The organism is Guptibacillus spartinae (assembly GCF_028610625.1).
GTDB lineage: Bacteria > Bacillota > Bacilli > Bacillales > Guptibacillaceae > Guptibacillus > Guptibacillus spartinae.
This window is the reverse complement of record NZ_JAQQWU010000001.1, coordinates 338,223-357,191: the sequence shown is the minus strand read 5'-3', so window position 1 is coordinate 357,191 and position 18,969 is coordinate 338,223. Positions and strand designations below refer to the sequence as shown.

Sequence of the window (18,969 nt, the reverse complement as noted above, 5' to 3'; positions counted from 1 at the left end):
CGAAGCGCAGGATGCGGCTTCACTTCATGTTTTTTTATAAAAGGTTAATTAGAAATTAACAACTTGTGTAGCTTTTTCGATGATATCAGTGTGATCAGGAAGCCATACATCTTCAGCAGCTGAGAATGCAAATACAGTATCAGGTGCAGCTACGCGAAGAACTGGTGCTTCAAGGCTTAGAATTGCGCGGTCGTTAATTTCTGCAACAACGTTAGCCGCAATACCAGCTTGCTTCTGAGCTTCTTGAACAACAATTGCACGATTTGTTTTTTCAACAGATCCAATAATTGTATCGATATCAAGTGGGCTAACGGTACGAAGGTCAATAACCTCTGCACTGATGCCATCTTTTTCAAGCTCTTCAGCAGCTTTAAGAGAAGCTTGTACCATCGCACCGTAAGTTACGATTGTGATGTCAGTACCTTCACGTTTCACTTCAGCTTTACCAATTTCAATTGTGTATTCTTCTTCAGGAACTTCCTGACGGAAAGAACGATAAAGCTTCATGTGCTCAAGGAAAATAACTGGATCGTTATCACGGATCGCAGAAATAAGAAGTCCTTTAGCATCATATGGGTTTGAAGGAATTACAACTTTTAGTCCTGGCTGTTGAGCCATTAGACCTTCAAGGCTATCCGCATGAAGTTCAGGTGTTTTAACGCCACCACCAAATGGTGAACGAACTGTGATTGGCGCATGGAAAGAGCCACCAGAACGGTAACGAAGGCGTGCCATTTGACCAGAAATAGCATCCATTACTTCATATACAAATCCAAAGAACTGAACTTCAGGTACTGGACGGAATCCAGTTAGTGCAAGTCCGATAGACATACCACCGATACCAGATTCAGCAAGCGGAGTATCGAATACGCGATCTTCGCCAAATTCCTTTTGAAGTCCTTCTGTCGCACGGAAAACGCCGCCGTTTTGACCTACGTCTTCACCAAACACGAGTACGTTCTCGTCATTTTTCAACTCCGTACGCATCGCATCAGTGATTGCTTGAATCATTGTCATTTGCGCCATAGCTTACTTCGACTCCTTTGCACTATATTCTTCATATTGTTCACGAAGGTTCTGTGGAAGCTCTTCGTACATGTTTGAAATAAGATCCGTTACTTTTTGCTTAGGAGTACTATCAGCTTTCTTGATTGCAGCTTTGATTTCTTCCTTCGCTTTATCGACTACTTCGTTTTCTTTCTCTTCAGACCAAAGGTTTTTGCTCTCAAGATACTTGCGGAAACGAACAATTGGATCTTTCTTTTCCCATTCGCTATCTTGATCTTCAGAACGGTAGCGAGTTGGATCGTCACCAGCCATTGTATGTGGTCCATAGCGGTAAGTCATTGTTTCAATTAGTGTCGGACCTTCGCCGTTAATTGCGCGCTCACGAGCGTCAGTAACTGCTTTATAAACTGCAAGAACGTCCATACCGTCTACTTGAACACCCTGAATACCAGCCGCAACTGCTTTTTGAGCGATTGTTTTCGCTGCAGATTGCTTTTCAACTGGAACAGAGATTGCGAAACGGTTGTTTTGCACAACAAAGATTGCTGGAGCACTGTAAGCACCTGCAAAGTTCATTCCTTCATAGAAATCCCCTTGAGACGCACCACCATCACCAGTGTAAGTGATTGCTACGTTTTTCTTACCTTTTTTCTTAAGTCCAAGTGCAACACCAGCAGTTTGTGTAATTTGAGCACCGATGATGATTTGAGGGCTCAATACATTCAGGCCGTCAGCCTGGTTTCCTACATAGTGACCACGTGAGAATAAGAATGCTTTATATAATGGAAGACCGTGCCAGATAATCTGTGGTACATCACGGTAACCTGGAAGAATCCAGTCCTCTTTATCAAGAGCAAATTGACTTCCTAGCTGTGAAGCTTCCTGTCCTGCAGTTGGTGCGTAGAAGCCAAGACGTCCTTGACGGTTCAACGAAATTGAACGTTGATCAAGAATACGTGTGTACACCATGCGGCGCATTAATTCTTGAAGCTGCTCATCTGATAGTTCAGGCATTGCTTCTTCATTAACGATTTCGCCATTTTCATTTAGAATCTGGAACATTTCGAATTGGCCTTCGATGTTTTCGATGGTTTTAGTTCCCATACCTTTCACCTCATCCTTTCATTCATAAAGAGATAGATTATTGAATTGCAAATGTTGCAATTGTGAGTGGGTCGTTCAGTTTACAGACATCACTAGCATGTCCATTTCAACGTTATTAAATGACAAATACCATTCATTAATTTGCATTACTTAAGACAACACTCAATGTCATACCCTTAATTCTGGAGAAATAATCCCTAGTGCTATGTATTACTGCGAATAATAGTCTGTATCAGTAAGATTAAGGGAGTGCTTCTCTTCATGAGTAAGTTCGTTTTTAAGTTTACAATACAGTAAGTTTCAAGTCAATTAATTGATTTATTAAACGCATGTAAAGCAGGAAAAGAAAAACTGTTACATTCTGTTTGAAGATACTGTATCAGTGTCAATTATTAGGAGGAGAATACTTCTTTTACGAATGGAAATACCAGTTTTTCAGCTTTTGGCATTTATCTATAGAAAAAAACCGCTCATTTGAGCGGTTTTTTTATTCCCCGTAATTTACGTTCAATTCAGCTGATTCATAAAAAGCTTTTTTCGCTTCGTTGAACTCTGACGTATATTTGTTAAAGTTTTCTTTATGCTCAGCAACTTTACCATATTTTTCATTAACCGATTTGATTTGGTCCTGCAACTGCTCTAAAGTAAGTTCTTTATCTTGTAATGAGCTATATAACTTTTTGTCTTGTTCGACAGCTGCTTTGTATTCCTTATGTAACTTTCCATAAGCTTCATAACGCTTATCCATAATGTTGATCAAGTTTTTGGCGTCTTTCTTAGCTGCATCAGCTTCAAGGTCTTCTGTTAAATCCTTTACCTCTTCAAACTCTTCATAAGCTTCATCAATGCTTTCTTTTTCTTTTTTTAAGTACTCAAGTCGCTGATCTGCGTTGCCTTCTGCTTCTTTCGAAAGCTTTTCAATCTGATCAAATTCTTCCATACTTAATGCAACAATTTCATTATAAATGTCTTGTTCCTTCTTTTCTGCTTTCGCTAAAGGTTTTTGCTGTTCTCTAAATTGATCTTCAAGAGCTACAGCTTCTTCAAGGTGGTCGTACATTTTTTCTCCTGGGCTTCCACCAAATTGACAACCGACTAATCCAACCATTAGAAAACAGAAAAATAGAGAAAGTATTCCTAAACGATATTTACGTAGCAAAAAAAGTCCCCCCACATATCCAATTCATTCCATAATATTTACATCCCTGATTACTATACCATAATACAGAACTCAATAGAATACTCCATTTCAATCTATAGAGGATAGTTAAAGAAGTTTTAACATCGCTTTTTCCAACCGTCAAAGAAACAGCTACATGCTCTCTTTCATGAAAACGTGGAATAGGATTTCCTGTTAAGGGGTGTTATGCTAAACTATCACTATTGTAAGGTTCCACTTAACGCTAAGTAAGGAATCACTTGTTTACATTTCAAAATCAGCTAGTAAGGAGAAGAGCAAATGCTTTAACCCTTACAAAAAGTTGAATATACTTATGGTAGACCGTTTGAATAGGAGTGAATCATCGTGCTAACAATGAAAGATATCCGTAGAGAAGGAGATCCGATTCTCACTGAAGTTGCAACTGAGATTTCCCTTCCTGCAACTGAAGATGAAAAACAAACGTTAAAGGAAATGCTACAATTTCTTATCAATAGTCAGGATCCTGAAACAGCTTTAAAGTATGAGTTGCGTTCAGGTATTGGGATTGCTGCCCCGCAAATCGGTATTAGCAAACGCATGATTGCAGTACATGTCACGGATCAAAGGGGTACACAATATAGTTATGGAATCATGAATCCCAAAATCATTAGCCATTCCGTGGAGAAGACTTATTTAGATGGCGGCGAAGGCTGTTTATCAGTTGATCGAGAAGTGCCTGGGGCTGTACCAAGATATGCGCGAATTACAGTCAAGGGCGTTGATGCTGAAGGTAATCCGCTCAAGCTAAGATTGAAGGGCCTTCCTTCCATTGTTGTGCAACATGAAATTGATCATTTGGATGGTATTATGTTTTATGATCGTATTAACAACGAAGAAGCCAATGAATTAACGCCTTTAGGCCGATAAACAAGATACGTTCTTGAATTTGAAAAAAAGGGAGCACCGTTTTATACGGCGCCCCCCTTTTTTTATAATAAGCCTACTTTTTCTAATCCTTTTTTAATTCCATCTTCATCTACTGGATCTGTAATGATGTCAGCTACTTCTTTCACTTCATCATAACCGTTTCCCATTGCTATTCCGGTCCCTGCAAACTTTAACATTTCAAGGTCATTTAATGCATCCCCAAATGCATACGTATTTTCTCGTTTAAATCCAAGATGATCAATCATAGCTTCTATCCCTCGTGCTTTTGAGCCTCCCGGTGGAATGACATCCATTGAATAGTCATGCCAACGAATAAAGTCCAAATTCCCATACGCATTACGATAACCAGTCTCTTCTTTACTTTGGCAAAAAAGAAGGGCCTGATAAATTTCTCTATCATGATAATAGGAAGGATCATACCCAGGATAATGCATTTTAAGATCATCCATACTTTTCATAATGTGTGGGTGATCGTGATGGTTACTCATCATCGCTTCATGATCAAGGAAAACCATTGGATGCCCATTTTTTCTTGCTTCTTCTTCAAGAGCCGTAATTTCATCCCGACTTAACGGGTTTGTTACCACGACTTTGTCCTGGTGCTTTACATATTGACCGTTAAAGCTAATAAACGTGTCAATTCCAAGCTCCTCTCTTAAATCGGCAAACATGAACGGTGCTCTGCCTGTTGCTATCGCCACATGCACGCCGTTGTCTGTGAGCTTTTTTAAGGATTCGCGCGCTGAAGGCGGAATTTTTTTATCATGATCTAGAAGTGTGCCATCAATATCAAAGAAAACAATTTTTTCATTATGCATCTTCATTCACCTGTTTCCACTTTTATTCAACGAAAGAAACCTGATAACGTCAGGCTGATTCGCTTATATTCTTCGTTTCTACTCTTTGTTGTTTACCAGATAAATAAACGCCAGTAAACACGCCTAGCAAACCTATAATCATTGGTAGCGTGATCGTCTCATTTAAATAAAGGCCTCCCCAGATTAAGGCAGTGACAGGAACAAGGTAGGTCACTAACGACGCAAACTCTGCACTACCATGTTGAATCATATAGTAGAAAAGCAAATAAGCAAGACCTGAGCCAAACACACCTAGTCCAATTAGCGATATTAGAATATCACGTTGAAGCAGCATCGTAAACTGAATAGCCCCCTCTCCACTAACAAGCATTATCAAAAGCCCACCAATTGCCCCACTCGTTAAAGTAATGAATGATAATACATCGACGGGTACTCCTATTAAATACTTTTTTGTGTATTGTGAAGCGAAACCATAACAACACGTGGCGATTAGCATTGGTAAAATCCCTCTCCACTCGCCTTGTAACAAAGCTTGGAAGTCAAGATTAATTAAAAAAAGAACCCCAATAAATCCAACAAGAATACCAGACCATTGCTTAAAAGATAGTATTCGGCCAAATAAAACAGCTCCAAGAATACTTGTAAATAATGGCGTCGTAGCATTTAAGGTTGAGGCGAGGCTACTTGAAATGCGCTCCTCACTCAGTGCAATCATTCCCCACGGAATGAGGGCATTCATAATACCTACTAAAATAAGACTTCGCCACTTTAGCTTTCCCTTTAACTTTCTTAATCTTCCTTTTACCACTAAATAAATCAAAATCGCTAGGGCACCAAGCAAACACCGAAAAAACACCACGCCCCACGGTCCCACATATGGAACAATCAATTTAATGAACATGAAAGACATGCCCCATATTAAGCTTAATGAAATAAGCGCCCCATATAGTTTCAATTCTCATTCTCCTTCCAAGCTAACTTATCCTCACTATGTTACATGAAATAGAAAAACCTGTCCTTAAAACTCTCCATCTTTTTCCAAACTATTTCTTTACCCAGTGAACAATAATAGGGATAGGCATAAAAAAAGAAAGGATGAGCTCAATGTATCGAAAAATGAAGCGCAAATTAAAAAAAACGTGGAGGAACATGCTTTTTCCACAGCCTAAATATTCCATTGATTAACCTTTTCTACCCTTAAATTCGTGCAAATTCTCCTATTTCTTATGGAAATGTGGTTAGAAACATGAAAAAGAAACCAATTTCCTATATAATAAACGAAGATGCACACAAATTGTCTGAGTTAAGGAGAGATTTAGAATGATTTATAAAGTATTTTATCAAGAGACAAAAAAGGAGGTTCCTGTAAGAGAGCGAACAATGAGCCTTTACGTAGAGGCTACTTCTGAACGGGAAGTTCGCTACAAATTAAAGGACCGCAACCTTAATATTGAATTTATTCAAACTGTGGAAGATGACTTCCTAGCGTTTGAGCAAAAATCAGAGCACTTTGAATTGGAGAATGTATAGACTATGAAATTTGTTAAAAATCATCAAACAGCCGTGTTCGCTTTGGGTGGACTCGGAGAAATCGGTAAAAACATGTACGGTATTCAGTTTCAGGATGAAATTATTCTTGTTGACGCTGGGATTAAATTTCCAGAAGAAGAATTATTAGGGATTGACTACGTTATTCCTGATTATTCTTATCTCGTTAAAAACCAGGATAAAATCAAAGGGTTATTTATCACTCACGGACACGAAGACCATATAGGCGGCATCCCTTATTTACTTCGTGAAATTAATGTACCAATCTATGGTGGTAAGCTAGCATTAGGTTTTATCCGTAATAAACTTGAAGAGCATGGCCTTCTTCGTGGCGCTTCACTAAATGAAATCACAGAAGAAGACATTATCAAATTCAGAAAAACATCGGTCATGTTCTTTAGAACGACTCACAGTATTCCAGACTCCTTTGGTGTTGTGGTGAAAACACCTCCTGGTAACATCGTTCATACAGGAGACTTCAAGTTCGATTTCACTCCTGTTGGCGAACCAGCCAACTTAACAAAGATGGCTGAGATCGGGAAAGAAGGCGTGCTTGCTCTTCTCTCTGATAGTACAAATAGTGAAGTTCCTGGCTTTACCATGTCAGAACGTCGCGTAGGCGAAACCATTCAAGACATCTTTAGAAAAGTGGACGGACGTGTTATTTTTGCAACATTCGCATCGAATATTCACCGTCTTCAACAAGTTGTAGAAGCAGCAGTTGAAAACGGTCGTAAAGTGGCCGTCTTCGGACGCAGTATGGAATCCAATATTACAATTGGTCAGGAACTTGGGTACATTAATGCACCTAAAGATACGTTTATTGATGCAAATCAAATCAATCGTCTTCCGGAAAACAAAGTGACTATTCTTTGTACAGGAAGCCAGGGCGAACCGATGGCTGCTCTATCACGTATTGCCAATGCCACTCATCGTCAAATTCAAATCATTCCTGGAGATACGGTTGTGTTCTCTTCTTCACCTATTCCTGGAAACCAGGTAAGTGTATCGCGAATCATTAACCAACTATCTCGTGCAGGTGCTGATGTCATTCACCATAAATTAAGTGACATCCATACTTCTGGTCACGGTGGTCAAGACGAGCAGAAGCTAATGCTTCGTCTCATTAAGCCTAAATTCTTTATGCCGATTCACGGTGAGTATCGCATGCTTAAGATGCATACGAAACTTGCACAGGATTGTGGCATTCCACAAGACCATTCTTTCATCATGGATAACGGTGAAGTTCTGGCACTAAGTGAAAATGAAGCTTCGATTAGCGGCAAAATTCCTTCTGGATCTGTTTATGTAGATGGTAAAGGTATTGGTGATATCGGAAACATCGTCCTAAGAGACCGTAAAATTCTTTCTGAAGAAGGTCTTGTTATTGTGGTTGTTTCCATTAACATGAAAGAGTTTAAGATTCTTTCTGGTCCGGACATTATTTCTCGTGGGTTTGTGTACATGAGAGAATCCGGTGATTTAATCAATGATGCTCAAGAGCTCTTATCAAAACACCTTAACGGCGTGATGGAAAAGCGTACAAGCCAGTGGTCTGAAATTAAGAATGAAATTACAGATACGCTAGCACCTTTCCTATACGAAAAAACGAAGCGTCGCCCGATGATCCTTCCGATCATTATGGAAATCTAATAAAATAAAAAGCAGCCTGTCGAAAATTCGACAGGCTACTTTTTTTATTGACTTTTAATCACGATTTAAAATTTGTCTCTCCAGACGATTAATGTCCTGATCTGATCCAATCACAATGAGAATATCGCCTTTAGAAATCTTTTGATCTGCTTGAGGAGAAACGATGATCTCATCACCCTTTTTAATGGCTACAATATTGGCACCGTATTTTGCGCGAATATCAAGTTCAATAATTGTCTTATTGTCCATTCTAGAGTTTGCAATTAGTTCCACGATACTGTGCTCATCAGACAGTTCTAAATAGTCTAATACGCTGTTCGAAACCATACTGTGAGCAATTCGAACGCCCATATCACGTTCTGGATGCACAATTTTATCTGCACCAATTTTATTTAATACTTTTTCATGATAATCATTCTGGGCTTTCACTGTAATTTTACTTACACCCAATTCTTTTAAAATTAGCGTCGTTAAGATACTCGATTGAATGTTATCACCAATCGCAACAATAACGTGGTCAAAGTTACGAATACCGAGGTTTTTCAAAACACTTTCGTCAGTTGAATCAGCGATAACCGCATGTGTTGCTACAGATGAAAACTCATTCACTTTATCTTCATCCATATCAATTGCAAGGACTTCCATGCCCTGCTGACTTAATGACTTACATATGCTTCCTCCAAAACGACCGAGTCCAATAACGGCAAATTGCTTTTTCAACGCACACTCCTCCTACTCATTCAGAAAGAAACGAGCGTCAGCAAAATTGCTGACGCACTATCATATCTATCCTACCACTCTTATCATCAGTGTCAATATGTCTTCTTCAGGACTTATTTCCCTTTACATATTCTGCATCAAATAAGAATAGTCTCATTAACAATACGAGGGAAGGCACGAGTAAGCAAAGACCTGCGATAAAAGCAAGAACAAGATACACCCCAGTTGTTTCGTTCGTATAGCCTGAATAAATGGTAATGTGATCGTACAAAATCCATGGTAAGTGAGAAATGCCATAACCGAAGAATGCGAAAAAGAACTGTAGCATGACGAAAATAAAAGCCGTTCCATATCGTTTACGGTAAAAAATCAAATAGGTTGCTATTAAAAAGCAAAACAGTGAAGCAATAAAGAACCAGGCATAATCAAGCGTTCGTTCGAAATGAATAGGATTGTGCTGTTGAAGTGCTACGAAAACTAGGATACTCGATAGAATTGTTGGAGCACTCCAAAACAAGGCATACTTTCTAAGCAGCTCAAGCGCAGGCTCATCATTCGCCCGGCTAGCATAGTATGTGAGAAATGCTGCACTAATAAAGAGCACTGAGACAATGGCAAGTAGGACAACGGACCATGAATAAAAGCTTGAAAATAATTCTCCTGCAAGGAACTTCACTTCTCCATTGACTTCTTCAATAAACCCACCTTCTGATAGCGTTAAAGCTGTAGAAAGAGAGGCCGGTATTAACAAACCGGTAACCCCATATAAAAACGTATAAACTCGGCTTTTTTTCGCTCCATAGTTACCAAAAGCATAAAATGAACCTCGAATCGCCAGTAAAATAATCGCGATACTGCCTGGTACGAGTAAAGCCGTTCCATAATAATAAGCCGTGTCAGGAAAGAAACCAACAAGTCCTACGAAGAAAAATACAAAAAAGACGTTTGTCACTTCCCATACAGGTGATAAGTAGCGGCTAATGATTTTGTTAATAATGTGATCTCGTCCGGTCAATTCTCCGTAATAAGCAAAAAATCCGGCTCCAAAATCAATGGAAGCTGTAATCAGATAACCGTAAAGGAAAACCCACAGTACAGTTATTCCTAGTAATTGAATATCCATTATTTCACCCCTCTCAATCAAACCCCTTATTTCGTTCTAGCGATTTCTTCTAACTCGTTTTCAGCAGGATTGGTTTTAAACATTTTTCGAAGTACCGTCACACAAAGCGTTCCAAGTACAACATACAATAGAAGGAAGAGAACAAACATCCAGCCTACACTATTGGCAGTCGTAGCAGCATGACCCGTTCTCATTATGTCCCACAAAATCCACGGTTGCCTCCCTACTTCAGAGAAAATCCAACCAAATTCGATCGCAAGAACAGAGAGTGGACCAGCGAGGACAATCAGTCGTAAAAACCATTTATTTTCAGGATTAAATCGTTTTAATCGAAGAGCTATGACATAAAAGAAGGTTAAAGCAGCTAAAAACATTCCGATACCGACCATTCCATCAAATAAATAGTGAATGTATAGAGGCGGTACTTCATCTTCCGGCACTTGATCGAGCCCCATTACCTCTGCATTCGGATCCCCATGCGCGAGAATACTTAAGAAATTAGGTAATACCAGACCATAGTTTACTTCTTTCGTCTCGTTATCTAGAAAACCGCCGACTACAAGATCTGCATTTTCTGAAGTTTCAAAGTGCCACTCTGCAGCAGCAAGCTTACTCGGTTGATATTCAGCTAAATATTTTCCTGAAAAATCGCCAATAACAGCTGTTCCGATTGCAAAAATAAAACCGGCCGTCATTGTTAGTTTTAGCGCTTTTCGATAATACGTACTCCGTTTACCTTTTAACATATGAAAAGCTGTAATAGCTGCCAATACGATAGCAGAAGTTAAATAGGCAGACATGACCACGTGTCCAACCTTCGTTGGGGTTGCGGGATTAAACATCGCTGCTAGTGGTTGAATATTCGTTAAAACGCCGTCCACCATATCAAATCCCTGTGGTGAGTTCATAAAAGCATTCACAGTAGAGATAAAGACAGCTGATAAAGTTGATCCAATGACAACTGGAATTGATATTAACCAGTGATAGATGGGCTTTTTAAACCGGTCCCACGTATAAAGATAGATTCCTAGAAAGATTGCTTCAAAAAAGAAGGCAAATGTTTCAAGGAAGAGCGGTAAACTAATCACTTGACCCGCCAACTGCATGAAGTTTGGCCATAACAATGAAAGTTGTAATCCTATTGCTGTCCCTGTAACAACCCCCACAGCTACGGTGACAACGAACCCTCTAGCCCATCTTCGAGCAAGTAAGGTGTAATAGGGATCGTTTCGTTTAATCCCAATCCACTCAGCAAGACTAATTAATAGCGGGACACCGACACCTAACGTCGCAAAAATAATATGAAAGCCTAACGTTAGACTTGTTAAAAGACGACTTAGCATCGCTGAATCTAGTTCCACATTGTTCAACCCCTTTTTACCAATTTCTCATCATCTGTTACCCATCTTCCCTTATCATTGCACATAAAAACAGTGAACCTTTCGTTTACATCTTTATTATGAATCATCGCCGAGATTGTGACAAGTATCACAATCTTTTTTATCAAAACTTATTGCCTCCTTGTTAATATTCTGTTCACATTTCAAAAGCTTGTTTCATTATTCCGCACAAAAAAAGAAGCCTCCTGGGCTTCTTTTTCTAAACGGCATCCATCATATTGAACTGGGATTTTACAAGTTCATAGTAGGTACCGCCTTTATGCATCAGCTCACTGTGATTACCTTGTTCAATGATTCGTCCGTGGTCCAGAACAATAATATTGTCCGCTTCACGAATAGTGGAAAGTCTGTGCGCAATCATAATAGCCGTTCGTCCTTCTAGGACAACATTCAACGCTTTTTGAATTTTCAGCTCTGTTTCGGTATCAATACTTGCAGTCGCTTCGTCTAATATGAGAATGCGTGGATCGGCGAGTAACGCTCTAGAAAATGAAAGCAGCTGGCGCTCACCAACGGATAGCACATTCCCTCGCTCCTCTACTTCTGTTTCATAACCGTTGCTTAATCGCTGAATAAAGTGGTCAGCTCCTACTGCTTTCGCTGCTTCCATCACTTCTTCATCACTTGCATCTGGCCGACCAAAGCGAATGTTTTCCATTATAGTTCCAGAAAATATGAACGTATCTTGAAGAACAACACTCACCTGCTCACGTAAACTATCGAGCTTGACATCTTTTAAATCCTTCCCGTCAATTCGCACAGTGCCGCTGGTAGGATCATAGAAACGACTAATTAAGTTTGCAATCGTTGATTTTCCTGAACCGGTATGTCCGACAAGCGCAACCGTATCTCCTGCTTTCATCGTAAGACTTAGCTCATGGAGTGCTTTTCGACTTTCATCATAAGAAAATTCAACTTTTTCAAACGTAATTTCCCCTTTAATATCGTTGAGATTAATGGCATCTTTCTTTTCAGGAACGTTTGGCTGTTCATCCAAAAACTCAAAGATTCTTTCTGAAGAAGCCATCGCCACGAGCAATTGGTTGTAGACTTGACCTAGTCGAGAAATGGGTTCCCAAAACATTCCTAAGTAAAAGGCAAATGTGACAAATACCCCATAATCCATTCCGTTTTGAATTAAGTATACACCGAACCAAATTAATATGGCCGTTCCAATTGCGTTAGACATTTCAACAAACGGTCTAAAAATGGCACTTTTTTGTGTGGCTTCTTTCCAACTTGCATAATTCTCCTGATTGACACCTTGGAAAAATTCCATGTTCCCTTTTTCCTGCGTATAGGACTGAGTTACCCGAATTCCCTGGATGCTTTCATTTAAGTGAGAATTTATTTTCGCCTGCTTAATCCGAACATCTTGCCAGGATCGACGGATTCGTTTTCTTAAGCTCGTTGAAATTAAAAACATAAGTGGCAAAATGATCATAATCGCCAGTGTTAGCTGAGGACTTAAAACAAACATAATCACAACTATTCCGAGTAATAAAATGATATCCATCAGTAAGTTAATAACACCATTTGTAAAAAGCTCCTGCATGGAATTCACATCATTGATAATCCGAACCAGGATTGAACCAGCAGATCGTTTATCGAAAAAGCCGTGTGAAAGCCGCTGGATGTGTTTAAATAACCCCTGTCTTATGTCATAAATAATGTATTGCCCCAGCTGATTGGTCCATTTGATCCGATACGTATTCGCAATCCATGACAGCAAATACAAACCCGCTATCCCAAAAATCAATTGAATAAGTAACGTTTGATTTTGGTTTTTTATAGCATGATCAAACAAGAGGACCCCGATGAAAATTGGGACAATTAATCGAACTGCTGTTGCGAGTAACATGGAAATAATGGCTTTTGGTAATAATTTCTTCTTATAAGGATCCATATATCCAAGCAAACGTGACATCTGCTTCCAATTAAACTGCTTTTCGATCGCTGTATCCTGTGAATAATGGAACCGTTCTCTTCGATTTTGCTTCAACCCTACACCCCATTTCAACCAGTCTGTTTGGCCATAATCTCTTTACGATCTTGGTATTGAATATCATAAATACTTCGGTAATAGCCATTCTGTTCAATCAGTTCGTGATGTTTCCCGCGTTCCACAATCTCCCCTTCATTTAACACAAGGATTTCATCTGCGTGTTTAAGGGAAGAAATCCGATGGGCAATGATAAAGGTGGTTCTTCCTTTCATCACTTCTTCAAATGCTTTCTGAATTTTCACTTCCGTCTGCATATCCACTGCGCTTGTCGCATCATCTAGGATCAAAATACTCGGATCCGTTAAGATTGCCCGCGCAATCGCAATTCTCTGTTTTTGACCACCAGAAAGTCCCATACCCCGCTCTCCTAAAACGGTATCGTATCCGTTTGGCATTTCCATAATAAAGTCATGGGCCTGGGCTCTCTTTGCTGCATCTTCAATCGCTTCAAACGAGATATCTGGATCACCATAAGCAATATTGTCCCGAATAGTGGATGAGAATAGAAAAGTTTCTTGGAGCACGACCCCGATATTTTTTCTAAGTGATTTCAAACTATACTCATTAATATTACGACCATCAATGATGACTTCACCCTCGTTCGGTTCATAAAAACGAGCGATTAGTTGAGTAATGGTCGTTTTCCCAGCCCCAGTAGCGCCTAATAACCCAACTGTCGATCCTTTCGGCGCATCAAATGTAATGTTTTTTAATGCTTCATCGTCTTCTGAAGCATACTGGTGTGTCACATTTTGAAAAGCGACATGACCTTCAAGGTGGTCTACTTCAATAGCACCTTCGCGATTATAAATGTCTTCCGGTTCATCCAAAATTTCAAGTAATCTTTCACCTGACGCTTTCGATTGAGAGAAAGTGTTGATCACAAATCCAAGGTTCATAATTGGCCAGATAATATACCAAACGAGGCTAAAGAAAGCGACTAATTCACCTGGCTGAAGTTGATTTTGAAACACAAGGTATCCCCCATAAGAGAGAAGGAACACCACACATAAATTCCCGATAAACTCCATTAACGGGAAAAATTTAGCCCAAATATAGGAAGTAGTTAAATAGTTATCCCGGTAGTCTGTGTTGCTATCTACAAACTTATTTATTTCAAAGTCTTCTCTTGATAACGATTTAACAGTATTAATACCGCTAATATTTTCTTGTACCTTCGTATTTAAACGAGCCATCGATTTTCGGATTCCACGGAATGCAGGATGCACCCGCTTATCAAACTGATAGACGACAATGGCAAGAAACGGAAGCATCCCTAACGTAACGAAGGCAAGTGGAACAGAGTAGCTAAACATGACGATTAAACTAAAGCTTACAATTAGAACAAAATTGATCACTTGCGCAAATCCAAATGATAAGAAAAAGCGAAACCCTTCTACATCAGCGGTTAAGCGAGACATTAAGTCTCCCGTTTTTGCGTTATCATAGTAACGAAAAGGTAAATATTGAAGTTTTTTATATAGCTCTTCTCTCAGTCTATAGACCGCTGTTACACCAAACAGATCGCCTAAATATTGTTGAAAAAATGTAGCGATCCCTTTGACAATCATGATTCCTATAAAACCAAACGCAAGATACGGAACCCATTTGTATTCTTGCTTAAGGATAACGTCATCAATCGTAAATTGAAGAAGCATAGGATATAAGACCGTAATACCTGTTACAAATAGAAGGGAAAACACCGACCATAGAAAAAGTTTCTTATACGGCCAATAAAAGTCTTTTAATCTTTTGAACGTTTCCATTCCAACACCACCTTTTGACAGTATGTAATTAAAAAAATAGTGACAATATACATAATATATCGGAATTCGAAATAAATAACCACCTATTCGGCCTAAAATTCGGAATTTTTCTAATCGAAGAAGAGCATTGTCTTTTGAGGGGGGATAACTTTTGTATTGAAATCGGCTTTTTCACGCTAGTACGATTCGAGGCTTTCTTTGTGAAGGAAATACAAATGAATAACCATAAAAAAAACCAGAGAGCAATGGCTCTCTGGACTTCGTTCATTCTATTTAAGTGTTTCTTGACCTGGCTTCCAGTTAGCTGGGCAAAGTCCACCAGTTTGTAGTGCTTGAAGCACGCGAAGTGTTTCATCTACGTCACGGCCAATATTGTTATGGTTCACAACAGAGTACTGAAGCTCACCTTCAGGGTTGATGATGAATAGTCCGCGAAGTGCAACACCTTCATCTTCAATGAATACGCCGTATTCTTTTGAAACTTTGTGGTTAGTGTCAGCAGCTAGTGCATAGTTAAGATCACCAAGACCATTATCGTTACGGTCTGTATTGATCCATGCAAGGTGTGTATGAATTGTATCCGTTGATACACCGATTACTTCAGCATCAAGATCGTCGAATTCTTCGAAACGATCGCTTAGTGCTGTAATTTCAGTTGGGCATACGAATGTAAAGTCCATTGGATAGAAGAAAAGGACTGTCCATTTATCGTTCTTCATATTTTCTTCAAGGCTTACTTTGCCAAATTCTTTGTTTGTCATCACTGCTTCCATTTCGAAGCGAGGTGCTTGTTTACCTACCATGCGTTCTACCATGTGTAAATCCCTCCTAGAAAATATCCTGCGGCTTTCGCCCACAAATGACATTATAGTACACGTTTTATTTTTAGTCAATGTTAAATAATAATTAATTTAATGTGGGCTAATTACCTTCCCCCACTATCGTACCCACGTTTACACTGGTCTAAACAGGGTAGTTTTAGTATAGCGAAAATCATTTTATTCGTCTTCTATTAACGCTTTACTTGAATTAGGATGACAATTTTCGCTATAATTTGACCGTGAGCTTATCTTATTTATGTAGTGGGAACTAAAGGAGGAAGTCTATTGAATTTATTTGACGAAATTAACTGGGAAGGTTTCTTAGTGGATACGGGGATAATTGTTCTAAAGCTTATTGCAATCTTAATCATTTACGCCATCGTAAAAGCAATCGGAAACCGATTTATTGAAAGAACGTTTACGCAAGTATCTGAAAAACAAAACATGAGTCCTGGAAGAGCAAATACGCTGAAAAACTTGTCAAAAAGCATCTTTACGTACGTTCTACTCTTTATGGCTGTTGCAATTATTTTCGAAACATTTGGTTTTGATATTAAAGCGTTAATTGCTGGTGCTGGTATTATCGGCCTTGCCGTCGGGTTTGGTGCTCAAGGTCTTGTGAGTGACGTTGTAACAGGATTCTTCATTCTTCTTGAGAAGCAGATGGATGTTGGGGATTATGTCACTGCAGGTGGTTTTGGCGGTATCGTAGAGGAAGTTGGTCTTCGTACCACACACATCCGCTCCTTTGATGGAACGTTAAACTATGTTCCAAATCGCGAGATAAGTTCTTTAAGCAACCATTCACGCGGCAATATGCGTGCTCTTGTCGATATTGGGATCTCTTATGGGGATAACATTGACGAAGCCATTCGTGTCATTCAGAAAGTTTGTGACAACGTTGCGGCAACAAATGAAGCCGTTGTCGAGGGACCGGATGTGCTTGGTGTTCAAAGTCTTGGATCATCTGATGTTGTCCTACGCGTTCTGTGCCGGACTCAGAATATGGAGCAATGGGGTGTTGAACGTCAGCTCCGTAAAGAAATTAAAGAGGCGCTTGACGCTAACGGAATTGAAATCCCATTCCCTCATCAAGTATTTATTGAAAAGAAAGAACAATAGTTTAGCAGTGTTTTACTCTGGGTAATGATAACACACAGAAGGAGTGTGATTCATTTGCCTTACAATTCTAAAAGTGATTTACCCGATCAAGTGAAAGACAACTTGCCTAGCCATGCTCAAGATATTTTTAAAGAAGCCTTTAACTCTGCTTCTGAACAATATGATTCGGAGAAAACGGCATTTAAAGTCGCATGGAGCGCGGTGGAAGAAAAGTATCAAAAGAACGACAATGGAAACTGGGTAAAAAAAGAAGAGAACTAAGCAAAAACCCCTAATGTCGTATTAGGGGTTTTTGTTTTTGATTCTATTGGTAGCGACTGTCTACCTGCTGACATACTTGATCAGCTGTCATACCATCCGCATTTATGACTGATCCTTGTGTGCTAACAGACTGCATCCCCATTACGTTTTGATCCTGGCCGGAGACAACGCAACAATCACAGCCATTTGCATCACTTTCTTGTTTTAAGGATACAACCTCATATCCTTTTGCTTGTAAAGCTTGCGCTACATCAGAAAGCGTATCTTCTACTGCGATCCGTTTCATTCTAATCAATCCTTCCCTCTTTTATTATGTAACTGCTACCCTTCTATGTTCACCAACGTTCGTTAATTTATACGCCAAACAATAAAAGCCTTCAGGCATAAAAAAACCTGAAGGCTTAAAAATTCAATTTGCTAATTCATTTAAATAAGATGTTAGCGCAAGGTGCGCTGTTTCGATTGCCGATTCATCTGGTTTTAATGTAGATGTATGAAGACCTGATGAAGAATTCACACCAAGCCAGAACATAAATCCAGGAATTTCTTTTAAGAAATAACCAAAATCTTCACCAGTCATGGCTTCCCGACATTCCACTAATGATACGTCAGAGAGACCCTTCATTTTATCCATAAACGGTTTCACGAGTTCTGGCGTATTGTTCACTTGATAGTAGTTTGAACCATAATCAATGGAAGCTTCACACTCAAATGATGCTTCAATCCCTTTTACCGTTGCTTCAATGCGATTTTTTACTTTAGTCATGGAAGCAGCCGAAAGCGTCCGAATCGTACCTTCTAGTCTCGCTTTTTCTGCAATGATGTTTTGCTTCGTCCCACCATCAATTTTCCCAACTGTCACAACAGCTGAATCGAGTGGATCAACATTCCTCGCTACAATGGATTGGAACTGAGTAACAAGATGACTAGCTGCAACGACCATATCACGTGTATGGTGCGGATACGCAGCGTGTCCTCCTTTACCTGTCAAATCAATAAATAACTCAGATGTGTTCGCAAAAAGCAACCCTGGCCTAGTGGCAATTGTGCCAACTGGATATTCAGGTGCAATGTGAAGAGCAATCATTTGATCAGGCTTCCACGCGTTAAACTCGTCACTTTCTAGCATTGGGAGAGCACCACCCGGGCCTTCTTCTGCCGGCTGAAAGACGAACAGTAAATTGTCTTTCAAGGTATGAGACGCATAATATTCAAGAATGGAAAGGGCGATCGTCATATGAAGATCATGACCACATGCATGCATATAGCCTTCATGCTCCGATGTAAACTCATACCCTGTCTCTTCCTTAATCGGAAGTCCATCTATATCAGTACGATACCCTATTGTTTTTGAAGGATGCTCGCCCTTCACCAGCACAAGAATACCCGTTCTCCAGGTTTTCACCTGAAGACGGTCCTGTGGCAAATTTTCAATAAAATGAAGCAAATAACGCTGGGTCTTAAATTCCTTGAAACCTTGTTCAGGAATACGATGTAAATCTCTTCGAACAGATGTGATATCCATATCCAT

At 39.5% G+C, this 18,969-nt stretch carries 19 protein-coding genes; 5 read left to right on the top strand and 14 right to left on the bottom strand.

Going from position 1 to position 18,969, the window contains the following annotated elements; translation table 11 throughout:
- Nucleotides 1-48 precede the first annotated feature (48 nt).
- The 3 genes from PQ511_RS01905 to PQ511_RS01895 form a co-directional block, all read right to left on the bottom strand.
- Nucleotides 49-1,026, bottom strand: coding sequence for an alpha-ketoacid dehydrogenase subunit beta (locus tag PQ511_RS01905; RefSeq protein WP_165995096.1), 978 nt, complete (start codon nucleotides 1,024-1,026; stop codon nucleotides 49-51).
- A gap of 3 nt (nucleotides 1,027-1,029) precedes the next feature.
- The gene (gene pdhA, locus PQ511_RS01900) at nucleotides 1,030-2,112 is read right to left on the bottom strand and encodes a pyruvate dehydrogenase (acetyl-transferring) E1 component subunit alpha (RefSeq protein WP_273850260.1); all 1,083 of its coding nucleotides are present in this window, start codon (nucleotides 2,110-2,112) and stop codon (nucleotides 1,030-1,032) included.
- Nucleotides 2,113-2,599: 487 nt separating this feature from the next.
- Nucleotides 2,600-3,271, bottom strand: coding sequence for a YkyA family protein (locus PQ511_RS01895; RefSeq protein WP_273850259.1), 672 nt, complete (start codon nucleotides 3,269-3,271; stop codon nucleotides 2,600-2,602).
- Between the two features lie 366 nt (nucleotides 3,272-3,637).
- Here PQ511_RS01895 and def point away from each other — a divergent pair, with 366 nt between their 5' ends.
- Nucleotides 3,638-4,180, top strand: a complete 543-nt coding sequence (gene def, locus PQ511_RS01890) for a peptide deformylase (protein ID WP_273850258.1) — start codon at nucleotides 3,638-3,640, stop codon at nucleotides 4,178-4,180.
- A 62-nt stretch (nucleotides 4,181-4,242) separates the two neighbouring features.
- On the opposite strand, the gene PQ511_RS01885 is transcribed toward def, so the two are convergent.
- Both PQ511_RS01885 and PQ511_RS01880 read right to left on the bottom strand, forming a co-directional pair.
- Nucleotides 4,243-5,019 carry a Cof-type HAD-IIB family hydrolase gene (locus PQ511_RS01885; RefSeq protein WP_273850257.1) on the bottom strand — a complete coding sequence of 259 codons (777 nt, stop codon included), beginning with the start codon at nucleotides 5,017-5,019 and terminating at the stop codon, nucleotides 4,243-4,245.
- A 49-nt stretch (nucleotides 5,020-5,068) separates the two neighbouring features.
- A complete protein-coding gene (locus PQ511_RS01880) occupies nucleotides 5,069-5,974 on the bottom strand; it encodes a DMT family transporter (protein ID WP_273850256.1) in 906 nt (301 codons plus the stop codon).
- A 365-nt stretch (nucleotides 5,975-6,339) separates the two neighbouring features.
- Between PQ511_RS01880 and PQ511_RS01875 the strand changes: the two genes are divergently transcribed.
- Together PQ511_RS01875 and rnjA are read left to right on the top strand one after the other, a co-directional pair.
- The gene (locus PQ511_RS01875) at nucleotides 6,340-6,549 is read left to right on the top strand and encodes a DNA-dependent RNA polymerase subunit epsilon (protein ID WP_273850255.1); all 210 of its coding nucleotides are present in this window, start codon (nucleotides 6,340-6,342) and stop codon (nucleotides 6,547-6,549) included.
- Nucleotides 6,550-6,552: 3 nt separating this feature from the next.
- Nucleotides 6,553-8,220 (top strand): ribonuclease J1, encoded by a 1,668-nt coding sequence (gene rnjA / locus PQ511_RS01870; protein ID WP_194221264.1) that lies wholly within the window; start codon nucleotides 6,553-6,555, stop codon nucleotides 8,218-8,220.
- A 54-nt stretch (nucleotides 8,221-8,274) separates the two neighbouring features.
- On the opposite strand, the gene PQ511_RS01865 is transcribed toward rnjA, so the two are convergent.
- From PQ511_RS01865 to PQ511_RS01835, 7 genes are all read right to left on the bottom strand, one after another.
- Nucleotides 8,275-8,940 (bottom strand): potassium channel family protein, encoded by a 666-nt coding sequence (locus tag PQ511_RS01865; RefSeq protein WP_194221263.1) that lies wholly within the window; start codon nucleotides 8,938-8,940, stop codon nucleotides 8,275-8,277.
- 106 nt (nucleotides 8,941-9,046) lie between these two features.
- Nucleotides 9,047-10,063, bottom strand: a complete 1,017-nt coding sequence (locus PQ511_RS01860; protein ID WP_273850254.1) for a cytochrome d ubiquinol oxidase subunit II — start codon at nucleotides 10,061-10,063, stop codon at nucleotides 9,047-9,049.
- A gap of 26 nt (nucleotides 10,064-10,089) precedes the next feature.
- Entirely contained in the window at nucleotides 10,090-11,424 is a 1,335-nt protein-coding gene (locus PQ511_RS01855; protein ID WP_273850253.1) for a cytochrome ubiquinol oxidase subunit I, read from the bottom strand.
- Between the two features lie 5 nt (nucleotides 11,425-11,429).
- Nucleotides 11,430-11,570: a hypothetical protein gene (locus PQ511_RS01850; protein WP_273850252.1), complete on the bottom strand. Its 141-nt coding sequence runs from the start codon at nucleotides 11,568-11,570 to the stop codon at nucleotides 11,430-11,432.
- 92 nt (nucleotides 11,571-11,662) lie between these two features.
- Complete coding sequence (locus PQ511_RS01845; RefSeq protein WP_273850251.1) at nucleotides 11,663-13,465, bottom strand: ABC transporter ATP-binding protein; 1,803 nt, start codon at nucleotides 13,463-13,465, stop codon at nucleotides 11,663-11,665.
- Between the two features lie 14 nt (nucleotides 13,466-13,479).
- Nucleotides 13,480-15,234, bottom strand: a complete 1,755-nt coding sequence (locus tag PQ511_RS01840) for an ABC transporter ATP-binding protein (protein WP_273850250.1) — start codon at nucleotides 15,232-15,234, stop codon at nucleotides 13,480-13,482.
- A gap of 269 nt (nucleotides 15,235-15,503) precedes the next feature.
- A complete protein-coding gene (locus tag PQ511_RS01835) occupies nucleotides 15,504-16,049 on the bottom strand; it encodes a peroxiredoxin (protein WP_098443217.1) in 546 nt (181 codons plus the stop codon).
- A gap of 291 nt (nucleotides 16,050-16,340) precedes the next feature.
- Here PQ511_RS01835 and PQ511_RS01830 point away from each other — a divergent pair, with 291 nt between their 5' ends.
- Nucleotides 16,341-17,177 (top strand): mechanosensitive ion channel family protein, encoded by an 837-nt coding sequence (locus tag PQ511_RS01830; protein ID WP_273850249.1) that lies wholly within the window; start codon nucleotides 16,341-16,343, stop codon nucleotides 17,175-17,177.
- Between the two features lie 54 nt (nucleotides 17,178-17,231).
- Nucleotides 17,232-17,438: a ChaB family protein gene (locus PQ511_RS01825; protein ID WP_273850248.1), complete on the top strand. Its 207-nt coding sequence runs from the start codon at nucleotides 17,232-17,234 to the stop codon at nucleotides 17,436-17,438.
- A gap of 43 nt (nucleotides 17,439-17,481) precedes the next feature.
- On the opposite strand, the gene PQ511_RS01820 is transcribed toward PQ511_RS01825, so the two are convergent.
- Nucleotides 17,482-17,724 (bottom strand): YkuS family protein, encoded by a 243-nt coding sequence (locus tag PQ511_RS01820; protein ID WP_098443214.1) that lies wholly within the window; start codon nucleotides 17,722-17,724, stop codon nucleotides 17,482-17,484.
- 123 nt (nucleotides 17,725-17,847) lie between these two features.
- Nucleotides 17,848-18,969 carry an N-acetyldiaminopimelate deacetylase gene (locus PQ511_RS01815; protein ID WP_273850247.1) on the bottom strand — a complete coding sequence of 374 codons (1,122 nt, stop codon included), beginning with the start codon at nucleotides 18,967-18,969 and terminating at the stop codon, nucleotides 17,848-17,850.